General features: G+C 31.7%; 22 protein-coding genes. 10 read left to right on the top strand and 12 right to left on the bottom strand.

The genetic code is table 11. The features are described from left to right. Nucleotides 1–189 precede the first annotated feature (189 nt). Genes H526_RS0121455 through H526_RS0121430 form a run of 6 tightly spaced genes read left to right on the top strand, consistent with a single transcriptional unit; the run spans nucleotide 190 to nucleotide 5,488 of the window. Nucleotides 190–687 (top strand): toxin-antitoxin system YwqK family antitoxin, encoded by a 498-nt coding sequence (locus H526_RS0121455; RefSeq protein WP_155839742.1) that lies wholly within the window; start codon nucleotides 190–192, stop codon nucleotides 685–687. Then, nucleotides 688–1,380, top strand: coding sequence for a glycosyltransferase family 2 protein (locus tag H526_RS0121450; protein WP_027394919.1), 693 nt, complete (start codon nucleotides 688–690; stop codon nucleotides 1,378–1,380). It begins immediately after the preceding gene. Next, complete coding sequence (locus tag H526_RS0121445) at nucleotides 1,380–2,852, top strand: cellulose synthase family protein (protein WP_027394918.1); 1,473 nt, start codon at nucleotides 1,380–1,382, stop codon at nucleotides 2,850–2,852. The genes H526_RS0121450 and H526_RS0121445 overlap by 1 nt, the downstream gene beginning before the upstream one ends. Further along, nucleotides 2,852–4,231, top strand: a complete 1,380-nt coding sequence (locus H526_RS0121440; RefSeq protein ID WP_035086183.1) for an MptA/MptB family glycosyltransferase — start codon at nucleotides 2,852–2,854, stop codon at nucleotides 4,229–4,231. Before H526_RS0121445 ends, H526_RS0121440 begins: the two co-directional genes overlap by 1 nt. After that, nucleotides 4,228–4,671, top strand: coding sequence for a hypothetical protein (locus H526_RS0121435; protein WP_027394916.1), 444 nt, complete (start codon nucleotides 4,228–4,230; stop codon nucleotides 4,669–4,671). Before H526_RS0121440 ends, H526_RS0121435 begins: the two co-directional genes overlap by 4 nt. Then, nucleotides 4,661–5,488, top strand: a complete 828-nt coding sequence (locus H526_RS0121430) for an alpha/beta hydrolase (protein ID WP_051336269.1) — start codon at nucleotides 4,661–4,663, stop codon at nucleotides 5,486–5,488. Before H526_RS0121435 ends, H526_RS0121430 begins: the two co-directional genes overlap by 11 nt. A 70-nt stretch (nucleotides 5,489–5,558) precedes the next feature. Here H526_RS0121430 and H526_RS0121425 read toward each other — a convergent pair whose 3' ends face one another. Next, nucleotides 5,559–6,398 carry a pseudouridine synthase gene (locus H526_RS0121425; RefSeq protein ID WP_027394914.1) on the bottom strand — a complete coding sequence of 280 codons (840 nt, stop codon included), beginning with the start codon at nucleotides 6,396–6,398 and terminating at the stop codon, nucleotides 5,559–5,561. A gap of 48 nt (nucleotides 6,399–6,446) precedes the next feature. Next, on the bottom strand, nucleotides 6,447–7,403 hold the full coding sequence (locus H526_RS0121420; RefSeq protein WP_027394913.1) for a carbon-nitrogen hydrolase family protein: 957 nt from the start codon (nucleotides 7,401–7,403) through the stop codon (nucleotides 6,447–6,449). 456 nt (nucleotides 7,404–7,859) lie between these two features. Here H526_RS0121420 and H526_RS29770 point away from each other — a divergent pair, with 456 nt between their 5' ends. Continuing rightward, nucleotides 7,860–8,204: a hypothetical protein gene (locus H526_RS29770; RefSeq protein WP_051336268.1), complete on the top strand. Its 345-nt coding sequence runs from the start codon at nucleotides 7,860–7,862 to the stop codon at nucleotides 8,202–8,204. A gap of 67 nt (nucleotides 8,205–8,271) precedes the next feature. Here the strand turns inward: H526_RS29770 and H526_RS0121410 are convergent, their stop codons facing one another. Genes H526_RS0121410 through H526_RS0121400 form a run of 3 tightly spaced genes read right to left on the bottom strand, consistent with a single transcriptional unit; the run spans nucleotide 8,272 to nucleotide 11,264 of the window. Beyond that, nucleotides 8,272–9,180: a geranylgeranylglycerol-phosphate geranylgeranyltransferase gene (locus H526_RS0121410; RefSeq protein WP_027394912.1), complete on the bottom strand. Its 909-nt coding sequence runs from the start codon at nucleotides 9,178–9,180 to the stop codon at nucleotides 8,272–8,274. Between the two features lie 15 nt (nucleotides 9,181–9,195). Next, complete coding sequence (locus tag H526_RS0121405) at nucleotides 9,196–10,131, bottom strand: mevalonate kinase family protein (protein WP_027394911.1); 936 nt, start codon at nucleotides 10,129–10,131, stop codon at nucleotides 9,196–9,198. 47 nt (nucleotides 10,132–10,178) lie between these two features. Continuing rightward, nucleotides 10,179–11,264 (bottom strand): diphosphomevalonate decarboxylase, encoded by a 1,086-nt coding sequence (locus H526_RS0121400; RefSeq protein WP_035086180.1) that lies wholly within the window; start codon nucleotides 11,262–11,264, stop codon nucleotides 10,179–10,181. A 100-nt stretch (nucleotides 11,265–11,364) separates the two neighbouring features. Here H526_RS0121400 and H526_RS0121395 point away from each other — a divergent pair, with 100 nt between their 5' ends. Together H526_RS0121395 and H526_RS0121390 are read left to right on the top strand one after the other, a co-directional pair. Then, entirely contained in the window at nucleotides 11,365–11,838 is a 474-nt protein-coding gene (locus H526_RS0121395) for a TspO/MBR family protein (protein ID WP_027394909.1), read from the top strand. A 27-nt stretch (nucleotides 11,839–11,865) separates the two neighbouring features. Beyond that, on the top strand, nucleotides 11,866–12,423 hold the full coding sequence (locus H526_RS0121390) for a TetR/AcrR family transcriptional regulator (protein ID WP_027394908.1): 558 nt from the start codon (nucleotides 11,866–11,868) through the stop codon (nucleotides 12,421–12,423). A gap of 85 nt (nucleotides 12,424–12,508) precedes the next feature. Here the strand turns inward: H526_RS0121390 and H526_RS0121385 are convergent, their stop codons facing one another. From H526_RS0121385 to H526_RS0121365, 5 genes are all read right to left on the bottom strand, one after another. After that, nucleotides 12,509–13,291 carry a hypothetical protein gene (locus H526_RS0121385; RefSeq protein WP_027394907.1) on the bottom strand — a complete coding sequence of 261 codons (783 nt, stop codon included), beginning with the start codon at nucleotides 13,289–13,291 and terminating at the stop codon, nucleotides 12,509–12,511. A 74-nt stretch (nucleotides 13,292–13,365) separates the two neighbouring features. Next, complete coding sequence (locus tag H526_RS0121380) at nucleotides 13,366–13,923, bottom strand: DUF1697 domain-containing protein (protein ID WP_027394906.1); 558 nt, start codon at nucleotides 13,921–13,923, stop codon at nucleotides 13,366–13,368. A gap of 2 nt (nucleotides 13,924–13,925) precedes the next feature. Beyond that, complete coding sequence (locus tag H526_RS0121375; protein WP_027394905.1) at nucleotides 13,926–15,134, bottom strand: BaiN/RdsA family NAD(P)/FAD-dependent oxidoreductase; 1,209 nt, start codon at nucleotides 15,132–15,134, stop codon at nucleotides 13,926–13,928. Beyond that, a complete protein-coding gene (locus tag H526_RS0121370; RefSeq protein WP_027394904.1) occupies nucleotides 15,134–15,811 on the bottom strand; it encodes a glycerophosphodiester phosphodiesterase in 678 nt (225 codons plus the stop codon). The genes H526_RS0121375 and H526_RS0121370 overlap by 1 nt, the downstream gene beginning before the upstream one ends. Nucleotides 15,812–15,897: 86 nt before the next feature. Then, entirely contained in the window at nucleotides 15,898–17,076 is a 1,179-nt protein-coding gene (locus H526_RS0121365; protein ID WP_027394903.1) for an acyl-CoA dehydrogenase family protein, read from the bottom strand. A 389-nt stretch (nucleotides 17,077–17,465) separates the two neighbouring features. Between H526_RS0121365 and H526_RS0121360 the strand changes: the two genes are divergently transcribed. After that, nucleotides 17,466–17,777 (top strand): hypothetical protein, encoded by a 312-nt coding sequence (locus tag H526_RS0121360; RefSeq protein ID WP_027394902.1) that lies wholly within the window; start codon nucleotides 17,466–17,468, stop codon nucleotides 17,775–17,777. Between the two features lie 107 nt (nucleotides 17,778–17,884). Here the strand turns inward: H526_RS0121360 and H526_RS0121355 are convergent, their stop codons facing one another. Then, the gene (locus H526_RS0121355) at nucleotides 17,885–18,598 is read right to left on the bottom strand and encodes a tRNA1(Val) (adenine(37)-N6)-methyltransferase (protein ID WP_027394901.1); all 714 of its coding nucleotides are present in this window, start codon (nucleotides 18,596–18,598) and stop codon (nucleotides 17,885–17,887) included. 3 nt (nucleotides 18,599–18,601) lie between these two features. Next, a complete protein-coding gene (gene rimM / locus H526_RS0121350; protein ID WP_027394900.1) occupies nucleotides 18,602–19,126 on the bottom strand; it encodes a ribosome maturation factor RimM in 525 nt (174 codons plus the stop codon). Nucleotides 19,127–19,130: the final 4 nt, after the last annotated feature.

Genomic DNA, 19,130 nt, shown 5'->3' with positions numbered 1-19,130 from the left:
AAAATGATATAATCTTTTCTATTTATCGACAAATATACCAAAATCATCGATAAAATACATTTTTTCACATAAACAATTCAAAAAAAGTAAGTTTTATACGCACATAAAAAACTCTCTTGATTTAGATTTTTAAAATAATTTGTAGGTATCTCTAATAGTTTTCGTCTAAGCACGTAACCAATGATTAAAATGATGAAATACATACTTTATATTGTTATTTCCTTTATATCCTTTTCCTTTCAAACTTCTGTAGAAAAAGAATATCATAAAGAATATTACAATGATGGATCTATCAAATCCGAAGGTTGGAAAATGGATGGTCAGAAAATAGATTATTGGTATTCTTATTACCCTAACGGTACTATTTCTGAACAGGGACATTTTTGGAACAATAAAAAACAAGGATATTGGTATTTCTACTCATCAAGCAATAAACTAATCAAAGAAGGGCATTTTATAAACGATAAAGCAGAAAAATGGTGGATTATTTACGATATTGCCGCAAGTAATAAGAAAAATCGTATTACTAGAAAGTATCAATATAAAAATAATCAAAAAAACGGGTATTGCCTTTTATATAAAAATGACAAGCTTTTTAAAGCAGAAAAATACATTGACGATCGGAAAACCGGAGAATGGACAGATGTTTTTAGCTTCAAAAAAGACAACCCCAACGCTTCGCTATAAATGAATCCCATAATCAAAGTAATCATACCTGCCTTTAATGAGCAAGACTCTATAGGCCACGTAATTAATGAAATTCCTGATATAGTTTCTGAAATAATTGTGGTAAGTAATAGCTCTACAGATAATACCGAAGACGTAGCAAGACAGGCTGGAGCTACTGTATTAAAGGAAGAAAGAATGGGATATGGGTATGCTTGTTTAAAGGGGCTTGATTATGTTGCCTCACAACAAGATGTTCCAGAAATCATAGTTTTTCTGGATGGTGATTTTAGTGATTACCCTGAAGAATTGACAAAAATAGTTGCACCTATAATAAATCAAGATATTGATATAGTAATAGGTGCTAGAGATAAAAAATTACGGGAATCAGGATCAATGACGATCCCTCAGATTTTCGGAAATTGGCTTGCAACGAGCTTAATGAGATTGTTTTTTGGTGCAAAATTTACGGATCTTGGACCTTTTAGAGCAATTAAATATGATAAGCTTTTAGAACTGAATATGCAGGATAAAACGTATGGCTGGACTGTAGAAATGCAGTTAAAAGCAATAAAAAGAAATTTTTCCTATATAGAAGTTCCGGTTCGATACAAAAAGAGAATAGGTGTCTCAAAAGTTTCAGGAACCATAAAAGGTGCTATCTTTGCAGGCGTTAAGATTTTAAGTTGGATTTTTAAATATAGCTTTGCGTAATGGATATTGCTATCATTGTTATTTATACATTAGCGTTATTAATAATTTTCTTGTACAGTTTAGCACAGTTGAATTTACTTTTCAACTATCTCAAATCACGCAAACTGGATGACAAATGTCCTACTTTTGATCTTTCTAAAGAAGAAGAAACCCCTTATGTAACAGTTCAATTACCGGTTTATAATGAACTATATGTAATGGAACGATTACTGGATAATATTGCTCTATTAGAATATCCAAAGGATAAGTTAGAAATTCAGGTATTAGATGATTCTACAGATGAATCTGTGCATACTACAGCTACTCATATAGAGAAACTGCGAAAAACGGGGCTAGATATTCAGCATATTTGTCGAGAAGATAGAACAGGATTTAAAGCAGGTGCTCTAAAAGAAGGATTGAAAATAGCCAAAGGAGAATTCATAGCAATTTTTGATGCTGATTTCTTACCTGGAAGAAAATGGTTACTTCAGACAATTCCTTATTTCAAAAAAGAAAATATTGGTGTTGTACAGACTCGTTGGGGACATATTAATCGAAATTACTCTATGTTAACTAAAATTCAGGCATTTGCATTGGATTTTCACTTTACTATGGAGCAAGTAGGACGAAATTATAAAGATCACTTTATTAATTTCAATGGAACTGCAGGAGTATGGAGAAAAAAATGTATCGAGGATGCAGGAAATTGGCAAGGTGATACACTGACAGAAGACTTAGACCTTAGTTATAGAGCCCAACTAAAAAAATGGAAATTCAAATATCTTGAAGAAGTAGAAACTCCAGCGGAATTACCTGTTGTTATTAGTGCAGCTCGCTCCCAACAATTTAGATGGAATAAGGGTGCGGCAGAAAATTTCCAAAAATTGTATTGGAAAATGCTTAAAGATAAAACCGTTCCTTTTAAAACTAAATTTCATAGTTTCTTTCACTTATTAAATAGCAGCATGTTTTTATTAGTACTACTAGTTGCAGTATTAAGTGTTCCTGTAATGTATATAAAAAACAGTAATCCAATGTTTAGCTGGTACTTTAATGTAATTGCCTTTTTTGCATTAAGTACTGTGATCTTTTTCTTCTGTTATTGGCATACATTCAAGAAAATTCATAACGGCGGTTTTTGGAATTTCATAGAATATATAAAAATGTTTTTCACCTTCTTTTCTATAGCTATGGGATTCTCTGTACACAATTCTATGGCAGTTTTAGAAGGCCATTTTGGAAAGAAAAGTGAATTTGTTAGAACTCCAAAATTTAATATCAATACGCTAAAAGATTCTTGGAAAGGAAATAAATACGTAAACAAGAACATTTCTGGAAACACCATTATTGAAGCTTTACTTATGTGCTACTTTGCATTTGCTTTATACAGTGCTTTTAAACTACAGGATTTTGGATTGTTTTTATTTCATATCATGTTATTTCTTGGATTTGGATTTGTTTTCTTTAAATCAGTTACTTCTAAATTATAATGAATGAATTATGGAAATACAATAAGTTTTCCATATTACTAGTATTCATTTGTACCATATTTTATTGGGGGTTTGCCTATCAATTAGAACGCATTGATTTCATAAAAATGTCTGCCTTATGGGTTGGTTTATTTTTTATCTCCTATAGAATCATTAAAATTAATTCTAGTAACATTAAACTATTAGCAGGTATTGCTTTAGCTTTTAGAATATTGTTTCTTTTTGCAATACCAAATCTATCTCAAGATTTTTATAGATTCATTTGGGATGGTAGAATGTTATTGGAAGGGTTTAACCCTTATCTATCCTTACCTGAAACATGGATTGCAGAAGGTAATGCCCCAATTGCTCAAGCACAAAAATTATATAATGGTATGGGCACTCTTAATGGCAGTCATTATACGAATTACCCTCCTTTAAGTCAATTTTGTTATGTTATCGCTGGTATTTTTTCTGGAAACAGCATTTTAGGCGCGGCAATTGTTCTGAGGTTATTAATCATTTTGGCAGATATTGGTACTTTTTTCTTTGGAAGAAAGTTATTGCAAATGTTGCATATACCAGAGCATAGAATCTTTTGGTATATCTTAAACCCTTTTGTTATTATTGAACTTGCCGGAAACTTACATTTTGAGGCAGTCATGATATTCTTTATTATCTGGTCCTTGTATTTATTGCAAAAGGGATATTGGTATTGGGCAGCAATGGCACTGGCATTTTCTGTATCTGTAAAATTAATCCCCTTGCTCTTTTTACCCTTGTTCTTTCAAAAATTCATAACAGGATTTAATACATCTAAACTTAAATATCATTTTTTTAAACTTATTGGTTTTTATAGTATTGTTATTATAACTACTGTACTTCTATTTACTCCTTTTTTATCTGCAGAGTTTATAGCAAACTTTAGTAAAACCATTAGTCTTTGGTTTCAGAACTTCGAATTTAATGCGAGTATCTATTACATTATTCGTTGGATTGGATATCAAACCATTGGTTGGAATATAATTGGCACGGTAGGAAAGATATTACCATTAATCGTTATTGGAATTCTATTAATTCTTACGTTTTTTAGAAAAAACAAAAAGACATCAGAATTAATTACCGTTATGGTTATTGGTATTTGTAGTTATTATTTCTTGTCAACTACCGTTCATCCATGGTATATAGCAGTTCCTTTATCACTTTGTATATTCACTAATTATAGATTTCCTATTTGGTGGTCATTTCTTATTATATGCAGCTACACAGCGTATATCAACCTTGATTTTAAAGAAAATTTATGGTTTGTTGCTCTGGAATATAGTATTGTATTTGGTATTTTTATTTTTGAAGTATTAAAAAACACTTCAAAAGTTTCATTAAAATCTATCTATACTTGAGTTTTAAACTAAATAGCAAACTACACTTTCTACTTATAACAGTACTTGTTAGTAGTTTTTCGTTTTCTCAAGATACTACAACCATTACAGAATTATTACAAAATAACTGGGATCTATGTAAATATAGAACGGATAGACATTTTTGCGAGTTTAATTCAACTAGATTAGATTGTGATTATCAACTTGAAATTACACAAAATCAATTTACTTTATTCAAAGATTCAAAAAAAGTAGATGAGGGAAACTTTGAAATTGAACATCATTCTGGAGATACTTTCTTTATAAATTTTAACTCTTTATCAAATAATAAAATATTAGAATTATTTGGAGCGAACACTATCAAGCTTTTTAATAAAAAAGAAGAAGGTTTTGCACTTTTTACAGAATTGACAAAAACCCTTTTTGTACTAAAAAATACGAAACAATATCTTGAAAATTAATTTTAAAAAAATAGCACGTAGATTATTACGATTTGCAGGAGTCATTATTATTTTGATCCTTTTTATATATATCTTTTTATATGTGAAACAGGAACGTTTCTTTTTCAATCCAAAAGTATTAGACAAAGATTATTCGTATTCCTTTGATCAACCGTTTGAAGAGATCAACATAGCTGTAGAAGAGAATATCAATCTTAATGCATTATTATTTAAAACAGATTCTATTAGCAAAGGGTTAATATTATATTTTCATGGTAATGCAGGAGCTATTCATGAATGGGGAGAGCGAGCGTATTTATATACAGAAAATAAATTTGACGTTTTATTCGTAGACTATAGAGGATATGGTAAAAGCGACAGCTTCTATGAAGAAGAATCAGAACTTTATCACGATGCTCAAAAAATATACGATTATGCCCTAACTAGATATGACGAAAAAGACGTTATTATATTAGGGTATTCCATAGGAACAGGATTTGCTTCATATACCGCAGCAAAAAATAATCCTAAACTTCTTATTTTAGAAGCGCCATATTACGCCTGGAATGAATTCATAGCTAATATAGCACCTGTTCCACAATCATTAATTAACTACGAAATCCCGTCCTATAAGTTTTTAGGAGAAGTCAATTCTCCTATTCGTGTTTTTCATGGTTCCAAAGACTTTTTGATTAAACCAGAAGAGCATTCTAAACGATTAAAGCAATTATATCCGGATAAAATTGAACTTACACTTATTAAAGGGGCAGGTCATAATGGTATTTATCTTTCTAAACAATATTATGACGAGTTAAAGGAATTGTTGGAGAGGTATTAAAAAATTAGGAGCTGTATTTTTAATACAACTCCCAATTATATACTATTTTAAAAACAGCTTTTTTTATTTTTTACATCATTTTCATATTAATCACCTCTTGTTCTGTAAGTATTCGCCAGTGACCTCTAGGCAGATCTTTTTTAGTTAATCCAGCAAAAATAACTCTATCTAATTTTACAACACCGTAATTAAGATGTTCGAAAAGTTTAGTTACGATACCGTTTTTTGAAGACATTAATTGTATCCCAATTTCATTTTTAGCAGCTCCTTCTATATAAGATATCTCATCTACCGAAATAAAACCTTCTTCTAATCGCACACCTTTTTCTATCTTCTGAAAATCCTCGAACTTTAGATTACGATCCAACTCTACATGAAAAATTTTGCGAACTCCAGTTTTATGATGAGTTAACTTCTTTTCTAAATCTACATCATTAGTAAAAAGTAACAAACCTGTGGTATTTCGTTCTAATCTACCTACTGGTTTTAATCTTGCCTTGGATGCATTAGCAACTAAATCCATTACTGTTCTTGTTTTCTCCGGACTTGTAGAAGTCACAAAACCTTTAGGCTTATTAAGCAACACATATTCTTTTCTTTCTGGTGTGATTAATCGACCATCAAACTTAACCTCATCTGTTAATTTAACCTTATATCCCATTTCGGTAACTGGTTTCCCGTTTACCCAAACACTTCCTGTTTGTATATACAAATCGGCATCTCTTCTAGAGCAAACTCCAGAATTAGCGACAAACTTATTTAATCGAATTTGATCGGGATCAGAAATCTTCTTAGGTGAATTATTATTGCCCTTTATGAGAGCCTTACCTTTACTATATGATTTTCTATTAGGTTTTCCACCTTGTCTTCCACTTCCTTTTCCTCTATTGGAATTGTCACCACGACTCATATCTTACATTTTTTGCAAAGATAGTTGTTTCGTTTTTAGAAATGACAACTATTCTTCACCAAACCAAACAGTACTTTGACGCTCTCTATTTACATTAAGCTGCGTTACATCTGGTCGGGAGTAATGTCCTACAGGATCAAAATTCTGGCGTTCTTGCAATACACGATTAAAGTCTAAAGTTTCTATTAACAAGCCTTCTTTATGAAGCACAGGCTCCAAAATCCACTCTCCATCCGGACCAGCAATACAGGAACCTCCATTACCTAAAACATCAGGAGCTTTTCTCAAAATTTCTTCTAGGTGTGGTGTCGTAGAAGGAAAATCCTCTTTTCGCATTAAACTAGATACAGAAATAACATAAGATCTTGATTCTCTTGCTATAAAACGAGTAATGTCTTTAGTATTATAATCACTTCCTGGCCAAACTGCGACATGTAGGTTTTCTCCTTGTCCATATAATGCTACCCTAGGTAATGGCATCCAGTTTTCCCAACAATTTAAACCTCCTACTGTAAATGCTTTAAGCGGATGTACCCGAAGCCCGTTACCATCTCCTGGAGCCCAAGTTAATCTTTCTTCATAAGTTGGTTGTAACTTACGATGTACAGATTTAATTTCTCCATCCCCATTTATATATACTAAAGATGCATATAAACTATGACCTCCTCTATCCAAGGGTCGTTCGATAACACCTAAATAGATTGCTATATTATTCTCTTTTGCTAAATCACAAATTCCGTCTAAATCTCCTCGCTCTATAACTACTGCATTCTGAGCATAATGAGCATGAATTTCTTTCTGGATCTTATTGTCGAACTGAGCTCCATCGGTTAGTGAAACCCAAAAAGGATATCCAGGCAGTAACGTTTCTCCAAAAACAATAAGCTCTGCCTTTTTTTGTGCCCCTTCAATAATTGATTTTTTTATTTTTTCTATTGTAGCCCTTTTATCCAACCAAACTGGCGATATCTGAGCTAAAGCCACAGTAAGTAATTGATCCTTCATAAAGAATGTCTAAAATTGATTTTTAAATTTATCCAGATTTATAGTTAATGTTTACAAATTCTTAAGAGTTTAGTTAACGAATAATTAACATTCAAAAAATTGATTTTCAAATACTTAAATCTTAAAAATCGCTTTACGGTTAAACCATTACTTAACATTATGGTAACATTAAAAAAGGTCCAAAAATTCAATTATTCGTATCGCAATAAGATTAAGACTTGAGAATTTAACATCAAAAAAATCAATCCTCCTAAATACTCCCAAAGTAAACTTATAAAAAGTATATATTATTCAAAGTTCAATTTATGTTAAAACGTTCTCTTTTTTACGCAAAGGTAAACTTAGCAATACATTCTAATAAAATATAAACTCAAAAATAATTACGTATCGGTTCTACATTTGTCTTGTAAAATTAAAACAAATAAAATTTTATAACTCAAATAAAAACACGTAACAATGAAAAAATTAATTGTATTAGTAGTAGCCATTTTAGCAACAACTCAAATTTTTGCAAATGACAAAAACACTAAAGAAACTTCAGAGCAAAAACTAAGAAACGAAATTGCTCTTTTATTAGACAGACCAGAAATTAGGTTAGAGAGTAACGAAATTAAAGCTAACATTGAATTTATCTTAAATGCTAAAGGAGAAATTGTAATCCTTACAGTAGATTCAGAAAAACAGGCAATAGAACAGTACGTAAAGTCTAGATTAAACTACAAAAAAGTTGACACTGACGCTATCAAAACTGGTAACAAAGTATTTAAGATTAAGCTAAAAGTATTAAACCCTGAAGCTTAAAAACTTACCAAAACAAACCTTGTTTAGAAGAGCAGTTATATCCGAATGATATAGCTGCTTTTTTTTATTACCAAAGAAGTCTATCCAGTATCATATTAACATCAATCAGTATAATACTAAATACTCCAGATACAATGATTAATTTTAAAATATTATGCAACCAAACATAATGTATTCTTCCATCTGATTTCCATAACGCTATTAGAAATAGCAACAATAATGTTAGACAAACATAAAAGTAAAGATACATATAGCCTACTTCATATTTTGTAAGTAGCAAATAAATAGGCAGACACGAAGCTAACACTAATAAACTAATCATTTTTTTCGAAGCTGATTCTCCATAAATAATTGGAATCGTTTTATAATTTTGAGCTACATCGCCTCTAAGATTCCCAAGGTCTTTGACCATTTCTCTCATCACTAACATTAAAAACAAAAAGGTAGCATGAACAAAAACCACCTCATCAAAGTTTTTATAATAAATGAACACAGCAAAGAAAGGAGTAATTGACAGCGTAGATGCTACAAAATTACCTAGAAACGGCATTCTTTTTAGCTTATGAGAATACAACCATATCCCAAATACGTACAAAGAAAAAAACAATACCGCTTTAAAAGAAACATAACTAGCTAATATTACTGAAAGAAAGTTAAGCACGAAATATCCAGTTAATTTAGTTCGTTGGCTTACTAAACGATCTAACATTGTTTTCTGAGGTCTATTTATAAGATCCTTTTCCCTGTCATAAAAATTATTGATAATATATCCTGCTGCAATTACGCTTGCAGATGCTAAAACAATAACAAATAAGTTCGCATCAAAAAGCACTTCTCTTAAAGGAATGTGAGGAGCTAGAATAAAGATGGAAGTAAGATATTGCGCTAAAACAATAATGAGCACATTATATCCTCTAACAATAGAAAATAGACTCAATAATTTGAGTAGGATGAGTTTATTTTTTCTAGAAAACATCCTACTGTAGATCTATTAAAAGTTGTATACCACTTCTAATTTATAATCTTTTAATGCAGTTTGGGCTTTATTAAAATCCTGGGTAAAACCTAATATATAACCACCGCCTCCAGAACCACATAGTTTAAGATAATAATCATTAGTTTCTATTCCGTTTTTCCATAATGCATGAAACTGCTTAGGAATCATTGGCTTAAAATTATCTAAAACAACATTAGACAACTGTTTAATATTAGAAAACAATGATTTTATATCGCCTTTCAAAAAGTCATCAACACAAGCATCGGTATGCTTAACAAACTGATTCTTAAGCATTGATCGAAATCCCTCTTGCTTCATGCTTTCCATGAAAATGCTTACCATCGGAGCAGTTTCTCCTACAATACCACTATCCAATAAAAATACAGCTCCCTTTTTATGATCTACACTTTGTGACGGAATTCCTGCAGGTTCTATATTATCTTTAGAATTAATTAGAATAGGAAGGCTTAAATAACTGTTTAAAGGATCTAAACCAGAACTACTGCCATGAAAAAATGATTCCATGAATCCGAAAATCTCTTTTAACTTCAACAATTTATCTCGGGTAAGGTTTTCTAGAACCGTAATCTTATCCGTAGCGTATTTATCATAAATTGCAGCTACAAGTGCTCCACTGCTGCCTACTCCATATCCTTGAGGAATACTACTATCAAAATACATCCCAGATGCCACATCGTTTTTCAACCTTTCTAAATCGAATTCTACGATATTTTTATCTTGAACACTTTCTAAATAACTAGTGAAATCAATTAAACTTTTATTGGATTTAGTCGCTTCTTCATCTGGATTATCAGATACTTTTAGAGCTCCTTTGAAGAAATTATAGGGTATAGAAAGCCCTTTTGAGTCTTTAATTATACCATATTCTCCAAACAATAATATCTTAGAGTAAAAAAGTGGTCCTTTCATCTGTTCGTATTCCTTATATCCAATTTGTCTAACTAATTAGGATAAAGTTACAACAATTTAGCACCTAATCCTATTTTGTCGCAAATATACTGTCCTTTCTCACAATATACAACTAACTCTCTCTTAATGAAGTCGATTACCTGCTCCTTCTCCGAATCTGGATATAATATATGAACATTTGCTCCAGCATCTAAGGTGAAACAAATTTTAGATCCTGTCTCTTTTCTATACTCCCAAATCTTATTAATAACAGATAATGTGTTTGGTTTCATAAGAATAAAATAAGGTAAAGAAGTCATCATCATAGCATGCAAGGTCAATGCTTCACTTTCCACCACTTCAATAAACTTATCCAAGTCTCCGGAAATTAAAATACTTTTAAGTTTATCTATATTTTCGTTTGCTTGTTTAAATCTTTCAGAAGAAAAAGGGTGACCGTGCATTAAATCATGACCGACAGAGCTACTCACTTGTTTTTCTCCTTTATCGACAAGAAGAATAGTATCTTGATAATTCTTAAAATTTTCATGAATGGTATAAGGAAATTTTACTGCATATGCATCATTACTTCCTTCTACATTTTTATGCGCTCCCCAAACTGTAATCGGCCCTTCTATACTTCTACTAGCACTTCCTGATCCTAATCTAGATAAAAAGGAAGTTTTCTGAACAAACTCGTCGCCGGTCATCTCAGGGTTTAGCTGTTTTTCTAACTGCATTAAACAATATGCCAAAGCACTCATCCCACTTGCAGAAGAAGCTATTCCACTACTATGAGGAAATGTATTACTCGTTTCTATTATAAACTTATACTGCTTAAGAAAAGGAACGTAGCTAATTATTCTTTGAAAAAAACTTTGAATTTTTGGTTTAAAATCTGGTTTGGATTTTCCTTCAAAAAACAACTCGAATTGAAAATTTTCAGAAATACTTTCTAATTTTTCATATCTTAATATGGTCTCAGTTTTACAAGTATCTAACGTAAAACTTATAGAAGGATTTTCTGGTAATTGCACTGGTCGTTTTCCCCAATATTTCACTAAGGCAATATTACTCGGTGATGTACAAGAAATAAATCCTTTATCAAGAACTACAGAAGATATTTTAGTGACAAACTGACTATAATCACCCATAACGTAAAAAATAATTTTGGCAAAGATAAGTTGTTATCTGCTTTTAAAAGTAAGCTAGTAAAAATAAATTGCTATTTTAGTATTTAACTAACTAATTCGAATGAAAAAAAAAATACTGCGTATTGGTATTGCTGTTTTGCTATGCTTGTTAATTGGTTTTTTGAGTAGTATTGCTACGCAAACATCGATTACCAGTTGGTATCCAGGACTGCAAAAACCTTCCTTTACGCCCCCAAATTGGCTCTTTGCCCCAGTATGGACAGCCCTATATATTATGATGGGAATTGCTGCCGGAATTGTTTGGAGTAAAGGTTTTTATCATAAATGGGTAAAAACTGCGTTATACCATTTTGGGTTTCAACTTTTACTCAATGCTGCGTGGTCCATTTTTTTCTTTGGATTACGTAATCCATTGATTGCACTTGTGGATATACTTGCCCTGTTTATCCTTTTATTGTTTACAATCAGGTGGTTTAAAGTTGTTAACTCGACAGCCGCTTACCTACTTATCCCTTACTTGATATGGGTTGCTTATGCAACTGCATTGAATTTTGCTATTTGGCAACTTAACTAAACCAAGAATGAAGGAATAAAAATTTTTATGAACAAAAAGTCAATTGTCTTACAGACAACTTTAGAATTAATCACAAAACAAGGAATACGGGCAACTTCTCTTTCGCAAATTATTAAAGAATCTGGTGTTGCCAATGGAACTGTATATCACCATTTTAAGAATAAAGAGGAAATTATTACAGAACTCTATTTAATGCTTACTCAAGATTTTGGAACTGTTGTTATGCGTAATGTCCCTGAGGACGATATTAAAAAGCAGTTTTCAATTATGTGGCTTAATCTATTTCACTATTTCGTAAACAACCCATTAGCTTTTGTGTTTTCTGAACAGATTGCAAGATCTCCAGAAATCCCTCAATCCTTAAAAGATAAAGCGAGACAATATTACGGGGAGATCGAGAATTATTTTAAATCAGGTATTCGGCAAAAAGTATTCAAATCATATAACTCCATGGTTATGGAAGAATTGTTTTTTGGAAATGTTGTATCCCTAGTAAAAATTCACGAAAATGAAAAAGTGAAATTATTAGATAAACATATTAATCAAGCAATAGAAATATCCTGGAAAGGGTTTCTTAGAGATTAATTTTAAAAAAAACAATAATAAAAGTATCCTACAGACATATATCGATAGGATACTTTTATTATTGTTGTATTATATTTGAGCTAGCCTAATTAAATATTACATCTACGCAGGAATCTTTATATAATTTTTTGACCGCTGCTTGTATGGCTTTTTTGGGCTCTTTTGTCTTTCCTATAGATTTACCTTTATAATAGACACCTCCGTTTCCTTTCCAAGAAAATTCATCACTATGAGATTTAATAACTCTTACTCCATCCTTTTTAGTAATCTGAAAAGACTCCAATTTTTGATCGTATTCTAATCCTGCAGGAAAATAAACTTCTGTAACAAATTTAGTGTCTCCATTTCCATACATATAACAAACACACTCTCCTATATCTTTTGCTTCTGAAACCCTCACCATATTATTTTGAACAATCCTCCACCTCTCATTAACTTTTACACCCACCAAGTCCATCAACATGGTTCCCCTCTCCGCTAATTTCTTATCTATAAATGACTCAAAATTAACCACTGCAGAAATGATTCCTGCATTCTCTTTTTGGTTTTGAAAAACAACTTTGTCTAATGTAAGTTTAAAACTATAATTATCATCATTAATGATATCATCCAATTGCGATGAAATATTCTTTTTATCGTAATCTTTTCTTACCAAAGCTCCTGATAGATTAACATAAACTGTATTTCCACTATATTTCTCATCAAATAGATATAAAACACTATTTTTTTTTGCTCCTCTTTCTAAATCATTAATCTTATTGATATAATCCATCAATAATTTTTTTATAGGTTCTTTGTCATTCGCATGAGCAACATATGCGTTATTATAGATAAAAACGATAATAAGTATTAGTGTAATTTTTTTCATAGTGTATAAGGTAATGGTTAAACCTTTTTAATATACGAAATTTTACACAGATTTCCGAGAAGTATTTATACAACTTATTTAGATAAAGAACTTAATTCCAATAATTTATTCATTGTTTTAAGGTTTCTAGCTGTGGCTTGACACTTTAGTTTCTTTTCAAAGAAATTACTGTGAAGCTTTGTTTTACCATAACCATTTGCAGCGAATAAATAGACTACATCTTTGGTTATACTAAACTCTTCTGGAACAAACGAAACTAAAGACAGTTCTTCTGAAACTTTTATATCTGGATGCTCATATAGAAGCATAAAATACATTTTTTTACTTTCAAGCTCATCCTCTTTGATTTTATTAATAAATGGATTATTCTTAAGTATCTTATCTAATTTTTCATAAGTAATCATCAAAACAGGAACATCAAAACCAAACCGCTCCTCAATACCAACTCTAATTCTCATTTCTAACGATCGAATATCTTCTGAACTATGTTGAACAATAACATTACCACTTTGGATATATGTAACCACCGAAGTAAATTCTAAGTTTAAAAAAAGCTGTTTAAGATCAGCCATTTTAATCTTTTTATGACCCCCAACATTAATTCCTCTCAATAAGACTATGTATGTATTCATATTTAAGATATAATAGCTTGAGCAGCAATATACGCACCTGTCCAGGCATTCTGAAAATTAAACCCTCCTGTAATTGCGTCAATATTTAATATTTCTCCGGCGAAGTATAGATTCTTATATTTCTTACTTTCAAAAGTTTTAAAATTAATCTCCTTAAGATCAATTCCACCAGCGGTAACAAACTCTTCTTTAAAGGTACTCTTCCCTTTGACCTTAAAAATTCCTTGAGTCAATTCTTCTGATAATTTAAATAATTGAGATTTATTAATATCTGCCCATCGAGTAGTATTATGTATCCCAGACGTAAGAACTAAGCTTTGCCATAACCTTTTTGGTAATTCAAATTGAGCATATTTAAAAACCTGTTGCTTAGGGTTTTTATTTTTTAGTGATTTTAGCACATCTACCACCTCTTCTTTAGTATAATCCTGTAGCCAATTAACAATAATCTCAAAATTATACTGATAGGAATTCAACTCTACCGCGCCCCAAGCGGATAATTTGAGTATAGCGGGACCACTCATACCCCAATGTGTAATAAGCAAAGGACCATCACTAGTCAATTTGGAATTCTTTACTGCAACCGAAGCTTCTGTAGCGATTCCTGGCAATTCTTTAATTCTACTATCTTTTATATTAAATGTAAATAATGATGGGACAGCATCAATAGTTTTAAGATCTAACTCATTAAGTTTTGTCCATATCTTAGGGTTACTTCCGGTAGCCAACATTAATTTTTCAGCTTCAAAATCACCTTGATTCGTAATTACCTTCCAAATTTCTTCTTCCTTATAAAAATTTTTGACAACATGATTTTTTAGAACTTCAATACCAAGTTTTTTTGATTCTGAAAGGAAGCAATCAATAATAGTCTGTGAAGAATCAGAAACAGGAAAAATTCTTCCATCATCTTCTATTTTTAATTCTACTCCACGACCACTAAACCATTCTATAGTATCACCAGTCATAAAAGTATGAAAAGGACCTATAAGTTCTTTCTCTCCCCTAGGGTAATTCTTGCTTAATTCATCCGGAACAAACTCTGCATGAGTAACATTACATCTTCCACCTCCCGAAATTCTTACTTTGGATAAGACCTCTTTCCCTCTTTCTAGAATCCCTATCTTAAGGTTAGGGTTCTTTTCTGCTACATTTATAGCTGTAAAAAACCCTGCTGCACCTCCACCAATTATTAAGAAATCATATTGCATTAAGCAAAATTAGGGAAATCTGTAATGATACCATCAACCTTCCAAGTTTTTGACGACTTTATCTTAGACGAATCATTTACCGTCCATGTATACACTTTAAACCCATTGTTCTTCGCCGAAGTGACTTCTTCTTTTTGTAAAGAAAGTATTGGAGTATGCAGAGAAAATGCTTCTAGCACTACTGCAACCTTAAGTATTGATGGAATACTTTTTTCCGTCAAAACACCTAATTTAAACTTAGAAGTTTTCGATTTTATCTGAAATAATTGAGAATGATCAAAACTAGACAAGATAAAATCATCATAATCCCAATCTGAATCTTTGATTTGTCGTTCTAAAAGCTCCAGGACAGGACCAGCAGTCCCTATTCCTTTTAGCTCTATATTAAGTATACATTTGGCGTTTACAAAATCTAACACCTCATTAAGTGTTGGAATTCTATACCCTTCTTTTGTTCTATATTTTTTTAACTCCTGAAACGTAAATTCAGAAACTTTCCCTTTACCATTTGTTGTTCTCTCTAAGGTTTCGTCATGGATTACAACAAGCTCTCCTGATTTACATTTATGAATGTCTATTTCAATTCCGTCAACATTATATTTAAAAGCCTCAGCTATAGACTCTACTGTGTTTTCTGCAACTAATCCAGCTGCTCCACGATGTCCAATTATCTTCATAATTAAAACTATTTTCTAAACCACAAAAATATTAGCACAAAACATCTTACTATTTCAAGACGTTTGTGTTTTCCTTAAATTATCAATTATTTAAACGCTGCAATTCCTGTTATATCCATACCAGTTATCAAAAGATGAATATCATGAGTTCCTTCATAGGTAATTACACTCTCTAAATTCATCATATGCCTCATAATACTATATTCTCCTGTAATCCCCATTCCTCCGAGAATTTGTCTAGCTTCACGTGCTATTTTTATCGCCATATCGACATTATTTCTCTTTGCCATAGAGATTTGTGCAGAGGTAGCTTTTCCTTCTTCTCTTAACACTCCCAATCGCCAAGCTAGTAACTGCGCTTTAGTAATTTCAGTAATCATTTCTGCCAATTTCTTTTGCTGTAACTGAGTACCTCCAATCGGTTTATCAAACTGAATTCTTTCCTTAGAATATCGTAATGCGGTATCATAACAATCCATAGCTGCCCCTATTGCTCCCCAAGCGATCCCAAAACGAGCTGAATCTAAACAACCTAGCGGAGCTCCTAATCCACTTTTTCCTGGTAATAAGTTCTCTTTTGGCACTTTTACATTATCGAAAATAAGCTCTCCAGTTGCAGATGCACGTAATGACCATTTATTATGTGTTTCTGGTGTAGAAAAACCTTCCATACCTCTTTCTACAACAAGTCCGTGAACTCTTCCTTCTTCATTCTTTGCCCAAACTACAGCAATATCTGCAAAAGGAGCATTTGATATCCATAACTTTGCCCCATTGAGTAAATAATGATCTCCCTTATCTTTAAAATTAGTTGTCATCCCGCCTGGATTAGATCCATGATCAGGTTCCGTAAGCCCAAAACATCCCATAAATTCTCCAGACGCTAACTTAGGAAGGTATTTATTTCGTTGGTCTTCAGTTCCATATTTCCAAATTGGATACATCACTAATGAAGATTGTACTGATGCCGTAGAACGTACTCCAGAATCTCCTCGCTCTATTTCCTGCATAATTAAGCCGTAACTAATCTGATCCAGTCCTGCTCCACCATATTTTTCTGGAATATAAGGTCCAAAAGCTCCTATTTCTGCTAATCCCTTAATAATTTGATTAGGAAATTCTGCACGTTGCGCATATTCTTCTATAATAGGAGACACATCTCGTTTTACCCAACTACGAGCAGCATCACGAACCAATTTATGTTCGTCTGTCAAAAGTTCATCTAAATTATAATAGTCTGGTGCTTCAAAAAGATCGGGCTTCATTATATTTTCTATTTATATTTTATACTATTTTCAAAATTATGGTTATTAAACCGCTAACAAATGTAATTAATGAAAAAAGAGCAACCAATTTTTTTTGACTTCTTAAAATATATTATAAAACACTGAGGATAATTTATAGGTAAAATTTAATTGTTGACACAATGTATACAAAGTAATCTATAAGTATAGAACCCAAGTAATTTGTTGCAAATTTCCGCATTACTCACTTTATTTCTACACATTTTAGATACCCTTAACATTATTAATATTTTATTTAAAACACTATCTATCAGTATTTTAAATTCAAAACTGTCTAAAAACATCCTCTGGCATAGTTATTCCAATTAATTAATCATCGAAATAAAGAATAATTAAAACCTAAAAACAAAATGAAAAATTTATTTGCATTACCAGTATTAGCTTTTGGACTTTTATTAGGAACTCAGAATATAAATGCACAGGAAACATCTTCTGATGAAACTGTAGAAGTTATTACTCAAGAAAAATATATCGAATTAGCTGTTGAAAATTTACCTCAACCAGTACTTGACGCTGTGGCAAAAGATTTTGCAGGTGCAACGATAAGCAAAGCTGCTGCAAAAGAAGATGCATCTGAGTTTAAATTAGAACTTACAAAAGAAGATGGTGAAACAGTTGAAGTATTATGTGATGCTGAAGGAAACTGGATTGGCAAAAGTTAACCGTATTAAAAATCTTTAAGAGTGTTTGTTTATAGAAATATAGACTAAACTTCGTAGAGTGATTGAATTTGGAAAAAGAGGAGTTATTTATAGCTCCTCTTTTTTATTTACATTTTTAAATAAAAATCTTTAGTTAACTCTATATACTCAGGAGTATACTGATGCCTACCAGTTTCAATAATTAGCTCATCCTTTTCGATTTCAACCTGATCAAAACCAAACAACAACAAACTTCTCTTAATTTCAGAAGAAGGATTTCCCTGAACCCTAGTTATCTTTTCCGGAAACAATCCCGCACTTTTAGCAATGTTTATGGCGTTATTCTCTTCTTTAAAAGGCAGCACAACCGCAAACTTACCTTTTTCAGAAAGTAAGTGGGAAGCTCCTATAAAAAGATGTTCAAATGGAAGCGCATCCTCGAATCTAGCTATGGCACGAGTAGCATCTTCAGTTTTATAAGTATCAGTATAAAATGGAGGGTTACTAATTAATAAATCATATTTATCATCGATCTCTTGAAAGAATTCCTGAAAAGAAGCATGATAACAAAATAAACGATCACCCCAATCAGAAGCTTCGAAGTTTTCCACTGATTGCTCATATGCAGCAGCATCAATCTCCACAGCATCTATAATCTCCGCATAAGAACGCTGAGCCATTATCAAGGCAATTACACCGGTTCCTGTTCCTACATCGAGGACGGAAGACACATTATCTGATAAAGGAACCCAAGACCCTAATAAAACAGCATCAGTTCCTATTTTCATGGCACACCTATCTTGATGTACAGTAAACTGTTTAAAACGAAATGGTTTAGACATATATTAAAGATATAGATCTATCAATCCCTCTGGAGTACTTACAAAAACTGTATTTGTTTTTCTATCTACCTTATCTATAAATTCATCATTCATTGGTATCAATATCTCAATACCATCACGATCAATCTCAAAAAGAGCTTGAGCAGTACTATCATTTATATGCTTAATAACACCTACCTCCCCAAAAGCAGCATCTACAATCTTAAAACCTATCACTTCATGGAAATAAAATTTATCTCCTTCCAGTTTTGGCAAAAGATTTAAGGGTAAATATATTTCTGATTTCATTAGATCATCTGCATCCTCTTCTGAGTCTACATCTTCAAATTTCACTCGAAGCAAATCACTTTTATGAAGTGAGCTTTTTTCTATAAAAAATGGAACCAAGTTTTTATTATAATTAATAAAAACTGATTCCATTTTTACATAATTTTCAGGTTCATCAGTATCAAGTTTTATCAATACCTCACCTTTAAAACTAAATTTGCTTACGATTTTGCCTAGATAGAAGCAATCTTCTTTCTTCATCGTT

The sequence above is a fragment of the Aquimarina latercula DSM 2041 genome (genome assembly GCF_000430645.1).
GTDB classification, from domain to species: domain Bacteria; phylum Bacteroidota; class Bacteroidia; order Flavobacteriales; family Flavobacteriaceae; genus Aquimarina; species Aquimarina latercula.
This window is presented reverse-complemented; position numbering and strand designations above follow the sequence as displayed.